This window comes from Streptomyces sp. NPDC107559 (genome assembly GCF_055657365.1).
On sequence record NZ_JBVKBD010000001.1, the window covers coordinates 1,350,717 to 1,370,571 of the forward strand.

The following is a 19,855-nucleotide window of genomic DNA, read 5'->3' on the forward strand; positions in this document are numbered from 1 at the left end:
GCGGGCGATGACGGCCGAGCTGGTACGGGGACAGAACCACCCGCTGTCCCAGGTCCGTCTGGAGATCCGGGTCTCCGCCGGCACGCCGATCGTGGCCGGCGCCACGCTCGGCGACGAGCACGGCAGGATCCAGGGCGTGGAAGGGGTGGCCCACCCGGGCTCTCCCGCCCTGCCCGGACTCGAGGTCTCCCGGCAGGCGGCCGCCGATCACCGCCTCGCGGTGGACCTGGCCGCCCTGCCGGAAGCCGTGCACCGGGTGAGCGTGCTGCTCGCACTGCCCGTCGGCACGGACGGCCCCGCCCGCTTCGGCCTGGTCGCGGCGCCGTTCGTCGCCGTCACGGGCCTGGACGGCGCCGAGATCGCCAGCTACACCATCACCGGACTGGACGCCGAATCGGCCGTGGTCGCCCTGGAGCTCTACCGCAGAGCCGACGCCTGGAAGGTGCGTGCCGTCGGCCAGGGCTACGCGGGCGGTCTCGCCGAACTCCTCACCGACCAGGGCCTGCCCGAGGCCCGGCAGCTCGCGGCCGGTGTCGACGAGGCGGTCTCCCGTGGCCTGGCCCGCTCGGTCCAGGCGCCCATGCCGAGACCGGCGGACGGCGACCGCTTCCGGCAGCCCGCGGTCCGCGGCCCGGAGCACGGCGGGACCCCGGCCCAGGGCAGCGCGGGCTCCGCGGCGCCCCAGCCCGTTACCCGGCAGGGACTCCAGGACCCGTACGGGCCGCAGGCGCCGGTCGGCCCGGGACAGTCCGGGCAGCAGAACGCGCACCCGGGCGGCGCCACGCCCGCCGACCCTGCCGTCACGCCGTCCTCCGGGCTCGCGGATCCCTCCGCACTCACCCCTCCCGGCGCGCCGGTCACGCCCCCGGGCGGCCCGTCCGCCGCACCGGCCGCCGCCACCGGGCCGATCGACTACACCCATCCAGGCCGGCGGAACGCCCCGCCGCCCACGCCCCCGCCGGCCGCGCCCCCGGCCCCGCCCGGGGAGCCCGCCCGGCCCGTCGCGGGCGACGCGACCGGATGGTCCATGGAGGAGCGGCTCTACAACCAGGTGTGGGGCATGTTCGAGGACCTCGCCCGCACCGCTGCCGCCTACCGCAGCGCGGTCGACTTCGCCGACTCCCGCCGGGAGAAGGAGCTCGACCAGGTGCTGTCCGACCCGCGCGCCAGGATCGGCGGACAGGGCGACGCCGCACGCGACGCGGCCCACGACAAGTACGCCCGGCTCGTGGACCAGGCCACCGAGGCCCTGGACCGGGACCTCGCCCAGCTCGCCGCCGAGGCCGAGGTCGTCGAGCCCGCGCTGCCGCCGGCGTACGCGGGCTGGGACAGTCCCGTCTGGCACGGCTATCGCGTGCCGATGGAGATGCCCATGGCGCTTCGCATCGGGGAACTCCAGCTGCCCGAGGCGCCGCAGCTGCGCATCCCGATGCTGGTCAGGCTGCCACTGGAGCGCGGATTCTGGATCGACAGCGCAGATTCCGGATCGTCCGACGGAACGTTCGCCGACGATCACGAACTGCGGCACCTCGCGATGACCACGGCGGTGGCGCACGCGGCCCGGCTGCTGGCCGTGCATCCGGCGGGCGAGTTCACCGTGCACGTGATCGACCCGGCCGGTTCGGCGGCGCAGCCGCTCGCGCCGCTGGTGCGGGCCGGTGTGCTGGCGGGGCCGCCGGCGGTCGGCGCCGCGGGGGTGGCGGACGTCCTGGGCCGGCTCACCCAGCGGGTCGACCTGGTCCAGATGGCGGTGCGCGGCGGTGCCGCCGACTCGCTGCCGCCCGGCTTCGACACGTCCCAGCAGCTGCTGGTCGTCAACGACTTCCCGCACGGTTTCGACGACCGTGCGGTGACCCAGCTCCGCTACCTCGCCGACGAGGGGCCGGCCTTCGGCGTCCATCTGATGATGGTGGCCGACCGCGAGGACGCCTCCGGTTACGGTCCGTTGCTGGATCCGCTGTGGCGCTCGCTGCTGAGGCTCACCCCGGTCCCGGACGACCACCTCGCCGACCCGTGGGTCGGGCACGCCTGGACGTACGAGCCCTCGCTGGTACCGCCCGGCAGCCAGGTCCTCGGGCAGGTGCTCGCGCAGGTGGCCGAGGCCCGTCGAAACTGGCGGGGCTGACAACCCCGCGCGCTTTCACCAAGCCCGCGTAAAGCCCTCTGAGCAGCATCTTTGGCTTCCCCTTTACTAATCACTTTACCTTTCCTTGGTGATTGGGGTACTGTCTTCCCACGGAGGGGAGTACTCCCTGTCTGTGCGGCGTACCCGTCAATACGGATCCGACCGGATCCCGGGGCGTCGGCCCGTGCGGCCGCTGGAGCGTCATCGACGCCGCGGCCCGGGGTGGAAGAGACCTCCGGCAGCACAAGAACGCTGACTACATGCCGTTACGTAATGCCGGAGGCACCATGGATGTTTCCCTGACCCTGTGGGTCCTGACCATCGCGGGTCTTGCCGCCCTGATCGCGGTCGATTTCTTCATCGGCCGCAAACCGCACGACGTGTCCCTCAAGGAAGCGGGCATCTGGACGGTCGTCTGGATCGTCCTGGCCGGACTCTTCGGTCTCGGCCTGCTGCTCTTCGCCGGCGGTCAGCCCGCCGGAGAGTTCTTCGCGGGCTTCATCACCGAGAAGTCGCTGAGCGTCGACAACCTCTTCGTCTTCGTCCTGATCATGGCGAAGTTCGCGGTGCCGACGCAGTACCAGCAGCGCGTCCTCCTCGTCGGCGTCCTCATAGCCCTGGTGCTGCGGGCCGTCTTCATCGCTGCGGGCGCCGCGATCCTCGCCAGCTTCGCCTGGGTCTTCTACCTCTTCGGCGCCTTCCTGATCTGGACCGCCTGGAAGCTCGTCCAGGAGGCCCGTGCCGACAAGGACGAGGAGGAGTTCGAGGAGAACAAGCTCCTCAAGGCCGCGGAGCGACGCTTCGGGGTGGCCGACCGCTACCACGGCACCAAGCTGTGGATCCGGCAGAACGGCGGGCGGGTCATGACCCCGATGCTGGTCGTGATGCTCGCGATCGGCACCACGGACGTGCTGTTCGCGCTCGACTCCATCCCGGCCATCTTCGGCCTGACCCAGGACCCGTACATCGTCTTCACGGCCAACGCGTTCGCGCTGATGGGCCTCAGGCAGCTGTACTTCCTCATCGGCGGTCTGCTGAAGAAGCTGGTCCACCTCTCCTACGGCCTGTCGATCATCCTGGGCTTCATCGGCGTCAAACTGGTGCTGCACGCACTGCACGAGTCAGGCGTCCACGTCCCGGAGATCAGCATCCCCGTCTCGCTCGGCGTGATCTGCGCCGTCCTGATCGTCACCACGATCACCAGTCTGCGGGCCTCACGGAAGCAGGCGGCGGCCGAGGCGGCACGTGGCGACAGCGAGGGCGCCGCGCAGGACAGCATCGGCGTCTGACCGCGCCGACCGCAGGAACCACATCGCCGGGAGGGGTGACGGCGCACCGCCGTAACCCCTCCCGGCGCCGCCCCCGGGTGAGGGACTGCCGGAGAACCGAGAACCGAGAGCCGAAGGAGGCGAGCATGTTCACGAAGTCGCGGAATGCGAAGCGCGAAGGCCTCTGCGACGATCGCTCCATGATCGCTCGGCTCAGGTCGCTCGCCACGCAGTGGACGTTCCTCGTGCCCTTGGCCGCGGTCGTCCTGCTGGTCCTCACCTGGGGACGCAACCTGCCCGGCGTGCTGGTCGCGGTGGTGACCTTGGTCCTGGCCGGAGCGGTGCTGGCCGCCGTGCACCACGCCGAGGTGGTCGCCCACCGGGTGGGCGAACCCTTCGGCTCCCTGGTGCTGGCCATCGCCGTCACGATCATCGAGGTCGCCCTGATCGTCACCCTCATGGCGGACGGCGGGGCCAAGAGCTCGACCCTCGCCCGGGACACGGTCTTCGCGGCGGTGATGATCACCTGTAACGGCATCGTCGGCCTGAGTCTTCTCGTCGCCTCGCTGCGCCACGGCACGGCGATCTTCAACCCCGAGGGCACCGGCGCCGCCCTCGCGACGGTCGCGACCCTGGCCACCCTCAGCCTGGTGCTGCCCACGTTCACCACGAGCAAGCCGGGCCCGGAGTTCTCCTCCGTGCAGCTCACCTTCGCCGCACTGTCCTCGCTGATCCTGTACGGCCTGTTCGTGGCGACCCAGACCGTACGGCACCGCGACTACTTCCTGCCGATCGCCCGGCAGGGCGGCGGGATCGCGGTGGACGAACACGCCGTGGCGCCGTCCGCCCGCACCGCGCGGATCAGCCTGCTGCTGCTGGCACTCGCCCTGATCGGAGTCGTGGGCCTGGCCAAGGGCGTGTCGCCGGCGATCGAGTCGGGCGTCGAGGCCGCCGGACTGCACCAGGCCGTCGTCGGTGTGATCATCGCGCTGCTCGTGCTGCTTCCCGAGACCATCGCCGCGCTGCGGTCCGCCCGCCGTGACCGGGTGCAGACCAGCCTCAACCTCGCCCTCGGATCGGCGATGGCCAGTATCGGCCTGACCATCCCCGCGGTCGCCCTCGCGTCGCTCTGGCTCGCCGGCCCGCTCGTCCTCGGTCTGAGCGCCACCCACATGGTGCTGCTCGCCCTGACCGTGGTGGTCAGCTCGCTGACCGTGGTCCCCGGCCGGGCCACACCGCTCCAGGGCGGCGTCCACCTGGTGCTGTTCGCCGCCTACCTGGAGCTGGCGATCAACCCGTGAGGGCTTCGCCGGGGGCCGCGGCGGTCGGTCCGGACGGGTTCGCTCCAGACGGGTTCGGTCCAGGACGAGTTCAGTCCAGGACGGCTTGCGCCACCGGGACGCGCACCGGACGGGTCTCCGGCAGCAGGGTGAAGCAGCCGAGGCTGAGCAGCGCGATACCGGTCAGATAGGCGCCGACACCCCAGGGGACCCGTCCGCCGTGTTCGGCGAGCGCCGTCGCCACGATCGGGGTGAGCGCGCCCCCGAGCACACCGCCGAGGTTGTAGCCGACCGCGGCGCCGGTGCAGCGCACCCGAGGGTCGTACAGCTCCGGCAGATAGGCGGCGATCACGGCGAACATCGTGATGAACGCGATCAGCGCGCCCAGGAAGCCGAGGAACATCAGCAGCGGCGCGCCGGTGGACAGGAGCGCGACCATCGGGAACATCCACAGGGCGCAGCCCGCACACCCGGCCAGGCACATGGGCCGCCGCCCGAAACGGTCACCGAGGACCGCCGCCACCGGTGTCAGCGCGCCCTTCACCACCACCGCGGCCATGATGCACATCAGCACGACCGTGCGGTCGACCCCGAGGCGTTCCGTGGCGAAGGCGAGGGACCAGGTCGTCACGGCGTAGAAGATCGCGTATCCGGCCGCGAGCGCGCCCGCGGTGAGCAGCACCAGCCGCCAGTGGTCGCGCGCGACCTCGGCGAGGGGCAGCCGCGCCTTGTCGCCGAGCTCCAGGAAGCGGGGGCTCTCGGTGATCGACGAGCGCAGCCACAGCCCCGCCACGGCCAGCAGACCGGCCGCCCAGAACGGCACCCGCCATCCCCACTGGGTGAACTGGGCATCGGACAGCGTCGCCGAAAGGGCCAGCATCACGCCGTTGGCCAGCAGGAAGCCCACCGCCGGACCGATCTGCGGGAAGCCCGACCACAGCCCGCGCCGGTGCTCCGGCGCGTGTTCCGCGGTCAGCAGCACCGCACCGCCCCACTCCCCGCCGAGTCCCAGCCCCTGGAGAAAGCGCAGGACCAGCAGCAGCACGGGGGCGGCCACACCGATCCGGTCGTAGGCCGGGACACAGCCGACGGCGACCGTCGAGAGGCCGGTCAGCAACAGCGACGCGACGAGCACCGGCCGTCGTCCGTGCCGGTCCCCGACGTGCCCGAACAGCATGGACCCGAGCGGACGCGCCACGAAGCCCACCCCGAACGTGCCGAAGGCGGCCAGCGTTCCGGCCAGCGGCGAGAACGTCGGGAAGAACAGCGGGCCCAGGACGAGCGCCGCGGCGGTCCCGTAGACGAAGAAGTCGTAGAACTCGATGGCTGTCCCGGCGAGCGAGGCGGTCGCGAGCCGCAGCATGCCGGGCGCCCTTACGGTGTGTGCATCGCGCATGACGCGTCAACTACCCACAGTGACCAACGGTTACGGGGGCGCGAGGGGGTGCGGCGGGCGCCCGGTGGCACCGTGATAGACCGGGTACGAGCGGCGCTCCCCGGCGGACCGCCCCTCGTGGACGCTCAGCCCGAACGGACCGGAGGAACCGTGCCCCGCACCCTGGCCAACGCCCCCATCATGATCCTCAACGGTCCCAACCTGAATCTCCTGGGACAGCGTCAGCCGGAGATCTACGGTTCCGACACCCTCGCCGACATCGAGTCCCTGTGCGTCGAGGCGGCGGCCGCGCACGGCGGCACGGTGGACTTCCGCCAGTCCAACCACGAGGGCGAGCTGATCGACTGGATCCACGAGGCGCGGCTGAACCACTGCGGGATCGTGATCAACCCGGGCGCCTACTCGCACACCTCGGTCGCGATCCTGGACGCGCTCAACACCTGCGACGGCCTGCCGGTGCTGGAGGTGCACATCTCCAACATCCACCGGCGTGAGTCGTTCCGGCACCATTCGTACGTCTCGCTGCGCGCCGACGGCGTCATCGCGGGCTGCGGGGTGCAGGGGTATGTGTTCGGAGTGGAGCGGGTGGCCGCGTTGGCCGGACCCGCGCAGGCCGGCGCGTAGTCCGGCGCGCGCCGGTGTGCGCGCGTGGTGCACACCGGGCGCGTGGTCCGGTGCCACGCGCCCGCCGGGCGGGGGAGGTTCACCAACCCCGCGCGTGCCACTCCGGCAGGTGCGGGCGCTCGGCACCCAGCGTGGTGTCGTTGCCGTGCCCCGGGTAGACCCAGGTCTCGTCCGGAAGGGCGCCGAAGATCTTCGTCTCGACGTCGTGGATGAGGCTGGCGAACGCCTTCGGGTCCTTGCGCGTGTTGCCCACGCCGCCCGGGAAGAGGCAGTCCCCGGTGAAGACGTGCGGGTGTCCGTGCGGGTCGTCGTAGACGAGGGCGATCGATCCCGGCGTGTGGCCGACCAGATGGCGCGCGGTGAGCTCCACGCGGCCCACCCGGATGGTGTCGCCGTCGTCGACCAGGACGTCGGTCGGCACCGGGATGCCCTCGGCGTCCGCCCGTCCGGCGTGGGTGCGGGCGCCGGTGCCCGCGACGACCGCGGCGAGCGCCTGCCAGTGGTCGCCGTGCTGATGGGTGGTGACGACGGACGCGATGCCGTCGTCACCGATCATGCCGAGCAGGGTGTCCGCGTCGTTGGCCGCGTCGATCAGCAACTGCTCGTCGGTGGCCCGGCAGCGCAACAGGTAGGCGTTGTTGTCCATCGGGCCGACCGCGATCTTGGTGATCATCAGGTCCTTGAGCTCGTGCACGTCCGCCGGGCCGCCGACCGTCACCTGTCCGCTGTACGTCATGGCGGTCAGCCTATAGCCGGAGAGCGGCCCGGGGCCGCTCATGGCTACAGCGGAGGCAGCGTCGGAAGCGCCGCTCCGGTCACCGTCAGTGCGGATCCGTCGCGCCGGCCGGCGAGCCAGCAGAGCAGGTCCGCGGGCGATCCGGTTACGGTGACCTCGGGTTCGGCCGCCGACCTGCCCGTGTCCCAGGTGCGCGTGCCGTCGGTGAGGCGGGTGGACGGTACGTCGGCGTGCCCGGCGAACCGGTCGATCAGGAACTCGATCTCCCGTTCCGTGAACTCCGCCGGCAGGTCCTCCGCCTCGTAGCCGATCCCGAGGTCCACGTGGTGCAGCTCGACCTCGACCAGGCGCCGGAACGGCACGCGGGCGGCGGTGTCGCTGACCCCGTTGCGCAGCTGCACCGTGCGCGACCAGTCCGCGGGCGCGGCGCCCGTCCCCTGGAAGCGGTCGGCGCTCTCGCGCAGGTCGGCGAGCTGGGTGTCGAGCGGCCGGGGTGCGTCCCGCTCGATGTCGGCGGCGCGGGTCTCGGCGGTGGGGTACATGGGGCGTCCCTCGAGGACGTTCACGAGGGCGTCCGCGTTGCGGGCGAGGTGGGCGAGGACGTGTCCACGGCTCCAGTCGGGCAGCCGTGACGCCTCGGCCAGTGAGGCGTTGTCCAGTTTGGAGACTGCGGCGAGCAGCCGGTCGGTCGCGTCACGTACAGACGCCAGGTCACGTGCGTGATCAATCATGAGGTCGACCCTAGCTCCGCCACTCCTTCGGGTGAAGGATGCAGACCGGGCCCACAAATCGAATGCACGTGCTATATGGTCGGGTGCGGCGTCGGGCATGCTGGAGGGGCGGGGATTGTTATGCGTCCTGGAATCCGACCGGCGTTGTCAGTGGCTCCCCCTAGTCTGAGAAGCACAGGGGCTCGCCCCTGTCTCTTCTCTCAAGAAAGGTGCGGACCGGCGTGGCCGACCGTCTCATCGTCCGTGGCGCGCGCGAGCACAACCTGAAGAATGTCTCGCTCGACCTTCCACGAGACTCGCTCATCGTCTTCACGGGCCTGTCCGGGTCGGGCAAGTCCTCGCTGGCCTTCGACACGATCTTCGCCGAGGGGCAGCGCCGTTACGTGGAGTCGCTCTCCTCGTACGCCCGCCAGTTCCTCGGCCAGATGGACAAGCCGGACGTCGACTTCATCGAAGGCCTCTCCCCGGCGGTCTCCATCGACCAGAAGTCGACCTCGCGCAACCCGCGTTCGACGGTCGGCACCATCACCGAGGTCTACGACTACCTCCGGCTGCTCTTCGCCCGCATCGGCAAGCCGCACTGTCCCGAGTGCGGTCGGCCGATCTCGCGCCAGTCGCCGCAGGCCATCGTCGACAAGGTCCTGGAGCTGCCGGAGGGGAGCCGCTTCCAGGTGCTGTCGCCGCTGGTGCGTGAGCGCAAGGGCGAGTTCGTCGACCTGTTCGCCGACCTCCAGACCAAGGGGTACAGCCGCGCCCGCGTGGACGGCGAGACGATCCAGCTCTCCGACCCGCCCGCACTGAAGAAGCAGGAGAAGCACACCATCGAGGTGGTCATCGACCGCCTCACGGTGAAGGAGTCCGCCAAACGCCGCCTCACCGACTCGGTGGAGACCGCCCTCGGCCTGTCCGGCGGCATGGTCGTGCTCGACTTCGTGGACCTCGCCGCGGACGATCCCGAGCGCGAGCGCATGTACTCGGAGCACCTGTACTGCCCGTACGACGACCTGTCCTTCGAGGAGCTGGAGCCCCGCTCCTTCTCCTTCAACTCGCCCTTCGGCGCCTGCCCCGAGTGCACCGGCATCGGCACGCGCATGGAGGTCGACCCGGAACTGATCGTCCCGGACGAGGACAAGTCCCTCGACGAGGGCGCCATCCACCCTTGGTCGCACGGGCACACCAAGGACTACTTCGGCCGGCTGATCGGTGCCCTGGCGGAGGCGCTCGGCTTCCGGACGGACATCCCCTTCGCGGGCCTGCCGCAGCGTGCCAGGAAGGCCCTGCTGTACGGCCACAAGACCCAGATCGAGGTCCGCTACCGCAACCGCTACGGGCGCGAGCGTGTCTACACGACCGCTTTCGAGGGCGCCGTCCCGTTCGTCAAGCGCCGGCACAGCGAGGCCGAGAGCGACGCCAGCCGTGAGCGCTTCGAAGGCTATATGCGCGAGGTGCCCTGCCCCACCTGCCAAGGCACGCGCCTGAAGCCGATCGTCCTCGCGGTCACGGTCATGGAGAAGTCGATCGCCGAGGTCTCCGCGATGTCCATCAGCGACTGCGCCGACTTCCTGGGCGAACTGAAGCTGAACGCCCGCGACAAGAAGATCGCCGAGCGCGTGCTCAAGGAGGTCAACGAGCGGCTGCGGTTCCTGGTCGACGTCGGCCTGGACTACCTCTCGCTCAACCGCGCGGCCGGCACCCTCTCCGGCGGCGAGGCCCAGCGCATCCGTCTGGCCACCCAGATCGGCTCCGGACTCGTCGGCGTCCTCTACGTCCTCGACGAGCCGTCCATCGGCCTGCACCAGCGCGACAACCACCGGCTGATCGAGACCCTGGTCCGGCTGCGCGACATGGGCAACACGCTCATCGTCGTCGAGCACGACGAGGACACCATCAAGGTCGCCGACTGGGTCGTCGACATCGGCCCCGGCGCGGGCGAACACGGCGGCAAGGTCGTGCACAGCGGCGACCTGAAGGGCCTGCTCGCCAACGCGGAGTCGCAGACCGGGCAGTACCTGTCCGGGAAGAAGGCCATCCCGGTCCCCGACATCAGGCGCCCGCTCGACCCGTCCCGGCAGCTCACGGTGCACGGCGCCCGGGAGAACAACCTCCAGGACATCGACGTGTCCTTCCCGCTGGGCGTGTTCACCGCGGTCACCGGCGTGTCCGGGTCCGGCAAGTCGACCCTGGTCAACGACATCCTCTACACCCACCTGGCCCGTGAGCTGAACGGCGCGCGGAACGTGCCCGGACGGCACACGCGCGTGGACGGCGACGACCTCGTCGACAAGGTCGTGCACGTCGACCAGTCGCCCATCGGCCGCACCCCGCGGTCGAACCCGGCGACGTACACCGGTGTCTTCGACCATGTGCGCAAGCTGTTCGCGGAGACGACCGAGGCGAAGGTCCGGGGCTATCTGCCCGGCCGCTTCTCCTTCAACGTCAAGGGCGGCCGCTGCGAGAACTGCGCGGGCGACGGCACCATCAAGATCGAGATGAACTTCCTCCCGGACGTGTACGTCCCGTGCGAGGTCTGCCACGGCGCCCGCTACAACCGGGAGACCCTGGACGTCCACTACAAGGGCAAGTCCATCGCCGACGTGCTGAACATGCCGATCGAGGAGGCGACGGACTTCTTCGAGGCCGTCCCGGCGATCTCCCGGCACCTCAGGACCCTCAAGGACGTCGGCCTCGGCTATGTCCGGCTCGGTCAGTCCGCCACCACCCTGTCCGGCGGAGAGGCGCAGCGCGTCAAGCTCGCCAGCGAGCTGCAGAAGCGCTCCACCGGTCGCACGGTCTACGTCCTGGACGAGCCGACCACCGGTCTGCACTTCGAGGACATCAGCAAGCTGCTGAAGGTCCTGTCCGGCCTGGTCGACAAGGGCAACACGGTCATCGTCATCGAGCACAACCTCGACGTGATCAAGACCGCGGACTGGGTCGTCGACATGGGTCCCGAGGGCGGCGCCGGCGGTGGCCTCGTCATCGCGGAGGGCACGCCCGAGCAGGTCGCCGGGGTTCCGGCCAGCCACACCGGCAAGTTCCTGCGCGAGATCCTGTCCCCCGACCGGATCAGCGACGCCGTCCCGGCGCAGGCCTCGCGCCGCAAGACGGCCGCCAAGACGGTCGCCGCCAGGTCGGCCACGAAGAAGACGGCCACGGTCAGAACGACCACGACCGCCAACAACACGGCGACGAAGAAGGCCGCGGGCGCCACGAAGAAGGCCGTACCGGCGAAGAAGACGGCACGGGCCCGCAAGGCCTGACCCGTCGTCCGTACCGCCGGGCCACCGATGACGCCGTCATCGGTGGCCCGGCGGCCGCGAAGACCCGGGCACCGCCCGCTGGAGATCGCCGAGTTCGTGGGCGTACGGGGGCTGCGCGCCCGCGCGGGAACAGGTGAGCGCGGCCGCACGTGCCGCGAACCGCAGCAGCCGGGTCCAGCCGTCGGCGCCCAGCGCGGCCGACGCCCCGGGGGAGAGCGCGTCCTGGACGGACAGGCCGTGCAGCAGTGCCGCGTTCACCGTGTCCCCGGCGCCGATGGTGTCCACGACGTCGGCCTTCTCACCCGGCACGGAGTACTCCCCGCCGTCCCGGGTGAAGACGGTGAGTCCGGCAGCGCCGCGCGTGACCACGACGGCCGACGGACCGGCCGCGAGCCACTCGCCGGGGGTGCCGCCGAGCCAACGGGCGTCGTCCTCGGACAGCTTGAGGAGCGTGACCGACGGCAGCCAGCTCCGAAACCGCGCCCGGTAGGCGTCCGCGTCGGGAATCAGACCCGGCCGGATGTTCGGGTCCAGGGTGGTGAACAGGCCCTGCCCGGACGCGGAGCGCAACAGTTCCGCGTAGGCGCTCGCGCCGGGTTCGAGGACCAGGGAACAGGTCCCGAAGGACACCGCCCGGGTCCCTTCGGGCAGCCGGTCCGGCGCCGTGAACAGCCGGTCGGCGGTGCCTTCGACATAGAAGGAGTAGGCGGCCGAGCCGCTCGCGTCGAGCGTCGCGGCGGCCAGTGTGGTCGGCTCCGTGCCGCGCTGCACGGCCGACACGTCCACCCCTGCCCGGCGCAGCCCGTCGAGCAGCGCCTCGCCGAAGGCGTCGTAGGAGATACGGGAGCAGAAGGCCGTGGGGGAGCCGAGACGGCCGAGGGCCACGGCGGTGTTGTAGGGACCACCGCCCGGCACCGGTGTCAGGCCCGCCAGGGCGCCGGGCCCCTGCGGTACCAGGTCGATCAGTGCCTCACCGGCGACGACGATCACGAGTCCGGGTCCTTTCCGCGGCGGTGAGGGCCGTCCGGCCCGTGGGGGCCGGGCTTGCTGCTGCGGCCGGGCGGGCTGCTCCGGCCGGCCGACGCAGCCGGGAACGTATCCCATCCGGCCCCCGGCGCAAAACGCCTGTGCGAGCGTCCCGCGCGGTGCCCCGTCCTCGCGTCCGACCGGAACGATGTCCTCCGTTAGGGTCGGAAGGTACCGCCCCCGACCCGTGGAGATCCTCATGTCCGGCCGTCCCGTCCCGAGCCGCCGCACCCTTCTGCGAGGGGCGGCCGCCGCGCCCGTCGCCGGGTTCGGCCTCGCCGCCTGTGCGACCGGGCAGACCTCGCCCGCCGTGCCGACCGCACCGGTCCAGGTCGGAACGGAGAGCGAGATCGCCGCGGGCGGCGCCAAGCTGTACCGGGACCACAACGTGGTGGTCGGCCGGCGTGAGGACGGCACCCTCAAGGCGTACAGCACGATCTGCACGCACGCGCTGTGCCCCATCAACAAGCTGGAGGGGACCACCCTGGTCTGCCCCTGTCACGGCAGCCGGTTCGACGCGCTGACGGGCAAGGTGGTGCACGCCCCGGCCACCGTGCCGCTGACGGAACTGACGGTCGAGGTCAAGGACGGCCGGATCGTCGCGGGGCCCGCGGCCTGATCACAGCAGGCGCCGGGCCCCCGCGCTCACTCCCAGTCCCATCCGATGCCCACGAGTCCCGCCCGCACCCGCGGCTCGACGAGATGCACCGAGCGGTGCTGCGGACTGAGCGCCAGCCCCTGGCGGCCGCTGCGCGGGGCCGCCGCGGAATGCTGGGTGAACCGATGGCAGCGCACCGGCAGCGTGTGCCCGTCGAAGCACACCTCCAGGGCGTACTGTCCGCCCGCCATGCCGAACTCGCGCAGGTACTCGCGGGAGGCTCCGGCCGTACCGTCCTCGACGGCGTAGCGGAAGAGGAACGTGTCACCGGAGCGCAGCCGGGTGTCGAAGAGCAGCTCGGCCACGAGCACCCCGGTGTCGTGATGCCGGCGGACGCGTCCCGTGCGGCAGTTCTCCAGGGCCCGCACCGTCATCCGCTCCGGCGCGCAGCCCTGGTCGCCGTGGTGGACGGCCACGAAGCGGTCGACGCCGTCACGGTGGGCCCGCACGATGTGGTGCGACTCGCGCCCCAGGAGCTCGCCCCGCGCGCCGATCCGCACCCGTTCGTGGTGACCCAGGGAGTCCAGTCCGTTGTCGACGGGGCACTCCAGTTCGGCCAGCAGATGTTCGAGTACTCCCGAAGCCGCGACGAAGGAGCGGTAGGAGCGGGACGAGGGCCGGTCGCCGTGGGTGCCGTCCTCGGATTCGGCGAGCAGACGTATGAGGGACTCGTCCGGGAGTTGCAGGATCTCCTCCAGGGCCCGGACTGCCCGCAGCGACTCGGGGCGCTGCGGGCGGCGGGCGCCCTGCTGCCAGTAGCTCAGGCTGGTGACGCCGACCTTCACGCCGTAGCGGGAGAGATGGTGCTGTACACGTTGCAGCGGCAGTCCGCGGGCCGCGATCGCGGCCCGCAGCGCGACGTGGAAGGGGCCGCCTCGCAGGGCCGTGTCCAGTTCCGCGATGGCGACGTCGGCGGCGACGTCCGCGTGCTGTGTGGCGTGCGGCATGCAGGGGCCTTTCTGTGAATGTCACAACGGCTGGTCAGACCGTTCGCGGGAGCGAAGCCGGGGCCGCCCGGCGTGCGTCGGGAGTCGTCACGCCCGTACGCCGCCGTGCACGGCCCCGAGTTCCCCCGCATTGAAGCGTGTTGACCAAGTCCCGACAACACCTGATGCCCAACCGCGGCGCACTCCTGGCCGAGTCCGCACCGTGCCGTCGCCGCCCGGCAGCAGGCCGTGACGAGCCCCTCGGAGGGCGCGCGAGGGGGTAAGGCGCGCCCGGTCGCAGCGCCCGTGCGGTCCCCGGTGTTCGCACTGTGCGTACTCGCAACGCCACCCCGGGTGACCGGGGTGGCGGCGCTCGCCCGACCGGGACCTCGGCCGACGTTGTCCACAGCCCCGCCGGAGTGTCGCCCCTCGCCAGTAGGGTGTGAGACATGGCCGACCCCTCCAGCTACCGCCCCAAGCCGGGACAGATCCCGGACTCTCCCGGGGTGTACAGGTTCCGCGACGAGCACCGCCGGGTGATCTACGTCGGCAAGGCGAAGAGCCTGCGCCAGCGCCTGGCGAACTACTTCCAGGACCTGGCGGGACTGCACCCGCGCACCCGGACGATGGTGACCACCGCCGCGTCCGTGGAGTGGACCGTCGTGTCCACGGAGGTCGAGGCGCTCCAGCTGGAGTACTCCTGGATCAAGGAGTACGACCCCCGGTTCAACGTCAAGTACCGCGACGACAAGAGCTACCCGTATCTCGCGGTGACGATGAACGAGGAGTTCCCGCGCGTGCAGGTGATGCGCGGTCACAAGAAGAAGGGCGTGCGCTACTTCGGTCCCTATGTGCACGCGTGGGCCATCCGCGACACCGTCGACCTGCTGCTGCGCGTCTTCCCCGTGCGCACCTGCTCGGCGGGCGTCTTCAAGAACGCCTCCCGCACCGGCCGCCCCTGTCTGCTCGGCTACATCGGCAAGTGTTCGGCGCCGTGTGTGGGACGTGTCTCCGCCGAGGAGCACCGCGAACTGGCCGAGGACTTCTGCGACTTCATGACCGGCCGTACCGGCACCTACCTCCGCCGTCTGGAACGGCAGATGACGGAGGCGGCCGAGGAGATGGAGTACGAGCGGGCCGCCCGCCTGCGCGACGACATCGAGGCCCTGAGAAAGGCCATGGAGAAGAACGCGGTCGTGCTCGCGGACGCGACCGACGCCGACCTCATCGCGGTCGCGGAGGACGAGCTGGAGGCGGCGGTCCAGATCTTCCACGTCCGCGGCGGGCGCGTGCGCGGCCAGCGCGGCTGGGTGACCGACAAGGTGGAGGAGGTCACCACCGGCGCTCTCGTGGAGCACGCGCTCCAGCAGCTCTACGGCGAGGAGAGCGGGGACGCCGTCCCCAAGGAGGTCCTCGTACCGGCCCTGCCCGAGCCGGTGGAGCCCGTGCAGGAGTGGCTGACCGGACGCCGTGGCTCCCAGGTGTCCCTGCGCATCCCGCAGCGCGGCGACAAGCGGGCCCTGATGGAGACGGTCGAGCGCAACGCCCAGGGTGCGCTCGTCCTGCACAAGACCAAGCGGGCCTCCGACCTGACCACGCGCTCACGCGCCCTGGAGGAGATCGCGGACGCCCTCGAACTGGACAGCGCGCCCCTCAGGATCGAGTGCTACGACGTCTCCCACCTCCAGGGTGACGACGTGGTCGCGTCGATGGTCGTCTTCGAGGACGGGTTGCAGCGCAAGGGCGAGTACCGCCGCTTCCAGATCAAGGGCTTCGAGGGCCAGGACGACGTCCGCTCCATGCACGAGGTGATCACCCGCCGGTTCCGGCGCTACCTCGTGGAGAAGGAGCGGACGGGGGAGTGGGCCGAAGGCACGGCCGACGAACAGGCCGGCGGGAGCGACGGCGACGGCGATGCCGGCGGTGGCGTCGGCGGCGGGACGAACGGGACGCACCCCCTCACCGAGGAGGACGGGCGGCCCAAGCGCTTCGCCTACCCGCCCCAGCTCGTCGTCGTCGACGGCGGTCAGCCGCAGGTCGCGGCGGCCAAGCGGGCCCTGGACGAGCTCGGCATCGACGACATCGCCGTCTGCGGCCTGGCCAAGCGCCTGGAGGAGGTCTGGCTGCCGGGGGAGGACGACCCGGTCGTCCTGCCCCGCACCAGCGAGGGCCTCTACCTGCTCCAGCGTGTACGTGACGAGGCCCACCGCTTCGCGATCACCTATCAGCGCACCAAGCGTGCCAAGCGCTTCCGGGCCGGCCCCCTGGACGACGTACCGGGTTTGGGCGAGACCCGCAAGCAGGCACTGATCAAGCACTTCGGGTCGGTGAAGAAACTGCGCTCCGCGACCATCGACGAGATCTGCGAGGTTCAGGGCATAGGCCGCAAGACGGCCGAGACCATCGCCGTGACCCTCGCCCAGGCGGCTCCGGCCGCGCCCGCCGTGAACACGGCCACTGGAGAGATCATGGAAGAAGACCACGAAGCCGGGGCGCCCGAGACGACGGCGGACGCTCCTGGGGACCCCGTGACCGCGGGCGTCTCCGACGAACGACGGGGGCAGGAACCATGACCGACCACGAGACGCAGCCCACAGCGGACCGAGAACGCACGCCCGCGAGGACGAGCGACAATTCCGCCAGGCAGGATGCACCCCAGCAGGACGCACCCCAGCAGGATGCGGCCAGGCAGGATGCACCCCAGCAGGACGCACCCCAGCAGGATGCGGCCAGGCAGGATGCACCCCAGCAGGACGCACCCGGGCAGGACGGGCCGCACGACGCACGCCATGAAGACGGAGCACAGGTGAGTACCGACAGCACACCGACCGGGAGCCCGGACGCGGTCATCCCCGAGCTGGTGATCATCTCCGGCATGTCGGGGGCCGGACGCTCGACGGCCGCCAAGTGTCTGGAGGACCTCGGCTGGTTCGTCGTCGACAACCTCCCGCCGGCCCTGATCCCCACCATGGTGGAGCTCGGCGCCCGCTCGCAGGGCAACGTGGCCCGGATCGCGGTCGTCGTCGACGTGCGCGGACGCCGCTTCTTCGACAACCTCCGCGAGTCCCTCGCCGACCTCGACGTCCGGGGCGTCACGCACCGGGTCGTCTTCCTGGAGTCCTCGGACGACGCCCTGGTGCGCCGCTTCGAGTCGGTGCGCCGCCCGCACCCGCTCCAGGGCGACGGCCGGATCGTCGACGGCATCGCCGCCGAGCGCGAGCTGCTGCGCGAGCTGCGCGGCGACGCCGACCTGGTGATCGACACCTCCAGCCTGAACGTGCACGAGCTGCGCGCCAAGATGGACGCCCAGTTCGCCGGCGAGGAGGAGCCCGAGCTGCGGGCCACCGTCATGTCCTTCGGCTTCAAGTACGGTCTCCCGGTCGACGCCGACCTGGTCGTGGACATGCGCTTCCTGCCCAACCCGCACTGGGTCCCCGAGCTGCGCCCCTTCACCGGGGTCAACGAGGAGGTGGCGGCGTACGTCTTCAACCAGCCCGGCGCGAAGGAGTTCCTCGACCGCTACGCGGAGCTCCTCCAACTGGTTGCCGCGGGCTATCGCCGTGAGGGCAAGCGCTATGTGACGATCGCGGTCGGCTGTACGGGCGGGAAGCACCGTTCGGTCGCGATGTCGGAGAAACTTGCCGCGCGCCTTGCGGCCGAGGGTGTGGAGACGGTGGTCGTACACCGGGACATGGGACGGGAATGACGGCACGAACTCTGCGACTGGGCCGACTGCGCCGGGGGGTACCCGACGGGCGTGTGAACCGGCCGGTCGAGGCCCGCGGCGGCAAGCCCCGCCGTCGCGGCGCCCAGCCCAAGGTCGTCGCCCTCGGCGGCGGCATGGGCCTGTCCGCCTCGCTCGCCGCGCTGCGCCGGATCACCGGCGACCTCACCGCCGTCGTCACCGTGGCCGACGACGGTGGCTCCAGCGGACGTCTGCGCGACGAGCTCGGCGTGCTGCCGCCCGGCGACCTGCGCAAGGCGCTGGCCGCGCTGTGCGGCGACGACGACTGGGGCCAGACCTGGGCCCGCGTCATCCAGCACCGCTTCGAGTCCAAGGGCGACCTGCACGAGCACGCGGTCGGCAATCTGCTGATCGTCGCCCTGTGGGAGCAGCTCGGCGACCATGTGCAGGCCCTGGACCTGGTCGGCAAGCTGCTCGGCGCGCACGGGCGGGTGCTGCCCATGTCCGCCGTGCCGCTGGAACTCCAGGCCCTGGTCCGCGGCCACGACCCGGACCGGCCCGAAGACATGGACACCGTGCGCGGCCAGGCGACGGTCGCCCTCACACCCGGCGAGGTGCAGTCCGTGCACCTCGTGCCGAACGACCCGCCCGCCGTGCCCGAGGCCGTCGCCGCGGTCCTGGACGCGGACTGGGTGGTGCTCGGCCCCGGCTCCTGGTTCTCCTCGGTCATCCCGCACCTGCTGGTGCCGGAACTGCTGGACGCGCTCACGCAGACCAAGGCGCGCCGGGTACTCTCCCTGAACCTCGCACCGCAGCCCGGAGAAACCGAAGGGTTCTCCCCGCAGCGTCATTTGGAGGTTTTGGGACGACACGCCCCTAAACTCGCCCTGGACGTGGTGCTGGCCGACGAGGCCGCCGTGCCCGACCGCGACTCGCTGACCGAAGCCGCCAACCGGTTCGGGGCCGCGGTCGAGCTGGCGCCGGTGGCCCGGGCCGATGGGACTTCGCGGCACGACCCGGAGCTCCTCGCCGCCGCGTACGACCGTATTTTTCGGATGCATGGAAGGATCGGCCCATGGCGATGACGGCAGCGGTGAAGGATGAGATCTCCCGGCTCCCCGTCACCCGGACCTGCTGCAGAAAGGCGGAGGTCTCCGCCATCCTGCGGTTCGCCGGCGGCCTTCACCTGGTGAGCGGGCGCATCGTGATCGAGGCGGAGCTGGACACCGCGATGGCGGCGCGCCGGCTCAAGCGCGACGTCCTGGAGATCTTCGGCCACACTTCCGAGCTGATCGTGATGGCGCCGGGCGGCCTGCGCCGCGGCTCGCGCTACGTGGTGCGGGTGGTCGCGGGCGGCGACCAGCTGGCCCGGCAGACCGGCCTGGTGGACGGCCGCGGCCGCCCGATCCGCGGGCTGCCTCCGCAGGTGGTCTCCGGGGCCACCTGTGACGCCGAGGCGGCCTGGCGCGGGGCGTTCCTGGCGCACGGCTCGCTGACCGAACCCGGCCGCTCGTCGTCCCTGGAGGTGACCTGCCCGGGTCCGGAGGCCGCCCTCGCCCTGGTCGGCGCCGCCCGGCGGCTGTCCATCGCGGCGAAGGCCCGCGAGGTCCGCGGGGTGGACCGGGTCGTCGTCCGGGACGGCGACGCGATCGGCGCGCTGCTGACCCGGCTCGGCGCGCACGAGTCCGTGCTGGCCTGGGAGGAGCGCCGGATGCGCCGCGAGGTGCGCGCCACGGCGAACCGCCTCGCCAACTTCGACGACGCCAATCTGCGCCGCTCGGCCCGTGCGGCCGTCGCCGCGGGCGCCCGCGTCCAGCGTGCCCTGGAGATCCTCGCCGACGAGGTGCCCGAGCACCTGGCGGCCGCGGGCCGGCTGCGCATGGAGCACAAGCAGGCCTCCCTGGAGGAGCTGGGCGCGCTCGCCGACCCGCCGCTGACCAAGGACGCGGTCGCCGGCCGGATCCGCCGGCTGCTGGCGATGGCCGACAAGCGGGCCTCCGATCTGGGCATCCCGGGCACCGAGGCCAACATCTCCGAGGACCTGGCCGACAACCTGGTCGGCTGATCCGGCCGCGGCCGACACGCCGGTGCCCCTGCCCGAGGGGTCCGGGCACCGGCGTTTGTCCGTCTTTGATGCACT

General features: G+C 71.4%; 15 protein-coding genes. 10 read left to right on the forward strand and 5 right to left on the reverse strand.

Annotated elements, in window-relative coordinates; translation table 11 throughout:
• Positions 1 to 7: 7 nt before the first annotated feature.
• The 3 genes from ACZ7OY_RS05795 (at position 8) to ACZ7OY_RS05805 (ending at position 4,694) form a co-directional block, all read left to right on the forward strand.
• Entirely contained in the window at positions 8 to 2,125 is a 2,118-nt protein-coding gene (locus ACZ7OY_RS05795; RefSeq protein WP_471910189.1) for a TerD family protein, read from the forward strand.
• A gap of 287 nt (positions 2,126 to 2,412) precedes the next feature.
• On the forward strand, positions 2,413 to 3,414 hold the full coding sequence (locus ACZ7OY_RS05800; protein WP_471910190.1) for a TerC family protein: 1,002 nt from the start codon (positions 2,413 to 2,415) through the stop codon (positions 3,412 to 3,414).
• Between the two features lie 179 nt (positions 3,415 to 3,593).
• Positions 3,594 to 4,694: a calcium:cation antiporter gene (locus ACZ7OY_RS05805; protein WP_471910191.1), complete on the forward strand. Its 1,101-nt coding sequence runs from the start codon at positions 3,594 to 3,596 to the stop codon at positions 4,692 to 4,694.
• Between the two features lie 70 nt (positions 4,695 to 4,764).
• Here ACZ7OY_RS05805 and ACZ7OY_RS05810 read toward each other — a convergent pair whose 3' ends face one another.
• Entirely contained in the window at positions 4,765 to 6,069 is a 1,305-nt protein-coding gene (locus ACZ7OY_RS05810; RefSeq protein ID WP_471910192.1) for an MFS transporter, read from the reverse strand.
• A 150-nt stretch (positions 6,070 to 6,219) separates the two neighbouring features.
• Between ACZ7OY_RS05810 and aroQ the strand changes: the two genes are divergently transcribed.
• Positions 6,220 to 6,693, forward strand: coding sequence for a type II 3-dehydroquinate dehydratase (gene aroQ / locus ACZ7OY_RS05815; RefSeq protein WP_351605632.1), 474 nt, complete (start codon positions 6,220 to 6,222; stop codon positions 6,691 to 6,693).
• A gap of 79 nt (positions 6,694 to 6,772) precedes the next feature.
• On the opposite strand, the gene ACZ7OY_RS05820 is transcribed toward aroQ, so the two are convergent.
• Both ACZ7OY_RS05820 and ACZ7OY_RS05825 read right to left on the reverse strand, forming a co-directional pair.
• Positions 6,773 to 7,429 carry an MBL fold metallo-hydrolase gene (locus tag ACZ7OY_RS05820; RefSeq protein WP_471910193.1) on the reverse strand — a complete coding sequence of 219 codons (657 nt, stop codon included), beginning with the start codon at positions 7,427 to 7,429 and terminating at the stop codon, positions 6,773 to 6,775.
• 44 nt (positions 7,430 to 7,473) lie between these two features.
• Positions 7,474 to 8,160 (reverse strand): maleylpyruvate isomerase family mycothiol-dependent enzyme, encoded by a 687-nt coding sequence (locus tag ACZ7OY_RS05825; protein ID WP_471910194.1) that lies wholly within the window; start codon positions 8,158 to 8,160, stop codon positions 7,474 to 7,476.
• Between the two features lie 221 nt (positions 8,161 to 8,381).
• Here ACZ7OY_RS05825 and uvrA point away from each other — a divergent pair, with 221 nt between their 5' ends.
• Positions 8,382 to 11,420, forward strand: coding sequence for an excinuclease ABC subunit UvrA (gene uvrA / locus ACZ7OY_RS05830; protein ID WP_471910195.1), 3,039 nt, complete (start codon positions 8,382 to 8,384; stop codon positions 11,418 to 11,420).
• Positions 11,421 to 11,456: 36 nt separating this feature from the next.
• Here uvrA and ACZ7OY_RS05835 read toward each other — a convergent pair whose 3' ends face one another.
• Positions 11,457 to 12,410 (reverse strand): carbohydrate kinase family protein, encoded by a 954-nt coding sequence (locus ACZ7OY_RS05835; RefSeq protein ID WP_471910196.1) that lies wholly within the window; start codon positions 12,408 to 12,410, stop codon positions 11,457 to 11,459.
• Positions 12,411 to 12,645: 235 nt separating this feature from the next.
• Here ACZ7OY_RS05835 and ACZ7OY_RS05840 point away from each other — a divergent pair, with 235 nt between their 5' ends.
• The gene (locus ACZ7OY_RS05840; protein WP_471910197.1) at positions 12,646 to 13,065 is read left to right on the forward strand and encodes a Rieske (2Fe-2S) protein; all 420 of its coding nucleotides are present in this window, start codon (positions 12,646 to 12,648) and stop codon (positions 13,063 to 13,065) included.
• 26 nt (positions 13,066 to 13,091) lie between these two features.
• Here ACZ7OY_RS05840 and ACZ7OY_RS05845 read toward each other — a convergent pair whose 3' ends face one another.
• Positions 13,092 to 14,051: a hypothetical protein gene (locus ACZ7OY_RS05845; RefSeq protein ID WP_471910198.1), complete on the reverse strand. Its 960-nt coding sequence runs from the start codon at positions 14,049 to 14,051 to the stop codon at positions 13,092 to 13,094.
• Between the two features lie 428 nt (positions 14,052 to 14,479).
• Between ACZ7OY_RS05845 and uvrC the strand changes: the two genes are divergently transcribed.
• Genes uvrC through whiA form a run of 4 tightly spaced genes read left to right on the forward strand, consistent with a single transcriptional unit; the run spans position 14,480 to position 19,780 of the window.
• Positions 14,480 to 16,603 (forward strand): excinuclease ABC subunit UvrC, encoded by a 2,124-nt coding sequence (uvrC, locus tag ACZ7OY_RS05850; protein ID WP_471910199.1) that lies wholly within the window; start codon positions 14,480 to 14,482, stop codon positions 16,601 to 16,603.
• Positions 16,600 to 17,736, forward strand: a complete 1,137-nt coding sequence (gene rapZ / locus ACZ7OY_RS05855) for an RNase adapter RapZ (protein WP_471910200.1) — start codon at positions 16,600 to 16,602, stop codon at positions 17,734 to 17,736. The genes uvrC and rapZ overlap by 4 nt, the downstream gene beginning before the upstream one ends.
• A complete protein-coding gene (locus ACZ7OY_RS05860) occupies positions 17,733 to 18,800 on the forward strand; it encodes a gluconeogenesis factor YvcK family protein (RefSeq protein WP_351612638.1) in 1,068 nt (355 codons plus the stop codon). Before rapZ ends, ACZ7OY_RS05860 begins: the two co-directional genes overlap by 4 nt.
• The gene (whiA, locus tag ACZ7OY_RS05865) at positions 18,791 to 19,780 is read left to right on the forward strand and encodes a DNA-binding protein WhiA (protein WP_152889933.1); all 990 of its coding nucleotides are present in this window, start codon (positions 18,791 to 18,793) and stop codon (positions 19,778 to 19,780) included. Before ACZ7OY_RS05860 ends, whiA begins: the two co-directional genes overlap by 10 nt.
• The last annotated feature ends 75 nt before the right edge of the window (positions 19,781 to 19,855 follow it).

What these genes read in the sequence shown, in the direction of transcription:
- ACZ7OY_RS05795 (WP_471910189.1), top strand. Translation starts at nt 8, where the DNA reads ATGACGGCCGAGCTGGTACGGGGACAGAACCACCCGCTGTCCCAGGTC.
- ACZ7OY_RS05800 (WP_471910190.1), top strand. Translation starts at nt 2,413, where the DNA reads ATGGATGTTTCCCTGACCCTGTGGGTCCTGACCATCGCGGGTCTTGCC.
- ACZ7OY_RS05805 (WP_471910191.1), top strand. Translation starts at nt 3,594, where the DNA reads ATGATCGCTCGGCTCAGGTCGCTCGCCACGCAGTGGACGTTCCTCGTG.
- ACZ7OY_RS05810 (WP_471910192.1), bottom strand. Translation starts at nt 6,069, where the DNA reads ATGCGCGATGCACACACCGTAAGGGCGCCCGGCATGCTGCGGCTCGCG.
- ACZ7OY_RS05820 (WP_471910193.1), bottom strand. Translation starts at nt 7,429, where the DNA reads ATGACGTACAGCGGACAGGTGACGGTCGGCGGCCCGGCGGACGTGCAC.
- ACZ7OY_RS05825 (WP_471910194.1), bottom strand. Translation starts at nt 8,160, where the DNA reads ATGATTGATCACGCACGTGACCTGGCGTCTGTACGTGACGCGACCGAC.
- ACZ7OY_RS05840 (WP_471910197.1), top strand. Translation starts at nt 12,646, where the DNA reads ATGTCCGGCCGTCCCGTCCCGAGCCGCCGCACCCTTCTGCGAGGGGCG.
- ACZ7OY_RS05845 (WP_471910198.1), bottom strand. Translation starts at nt 14,051, where the DNA reads ATGCCGCACGCCACACAGCACGCGGACGTCGCCGCCGACGTCGCCATC.
- uvrC (WP_471910199.1), top strand. Translation starts at nt 14,480, where the DNA reads ATGGCCGACCCCTCCAGCTACCGCCCCAAGCCGGGACAGATCCCGGAC.
- rapZ (WP_471910200.1), top strand. Translation starts at nt 16,600, where the DNA reads ATGACCGACCACGAGACGCAGCCCACAGCGGACCGAGAACGCACGCCC.
- ACZ7OY_RS05860 (WP_351612638.1), top strand. Translation starts at nt 17,733, where the DNA reads ATGACGGCACGAACTCTGCGACTGGGCCGACTGCGCCGGGGGGTACCC.
- whiA (WP_152889933.1), top strand. Translation starts at nt 18,791, where the DNA reads ATGGCGATGACGGCAGCGGTGAAGGATGAGATCTCCCGGCTCCCCGTC.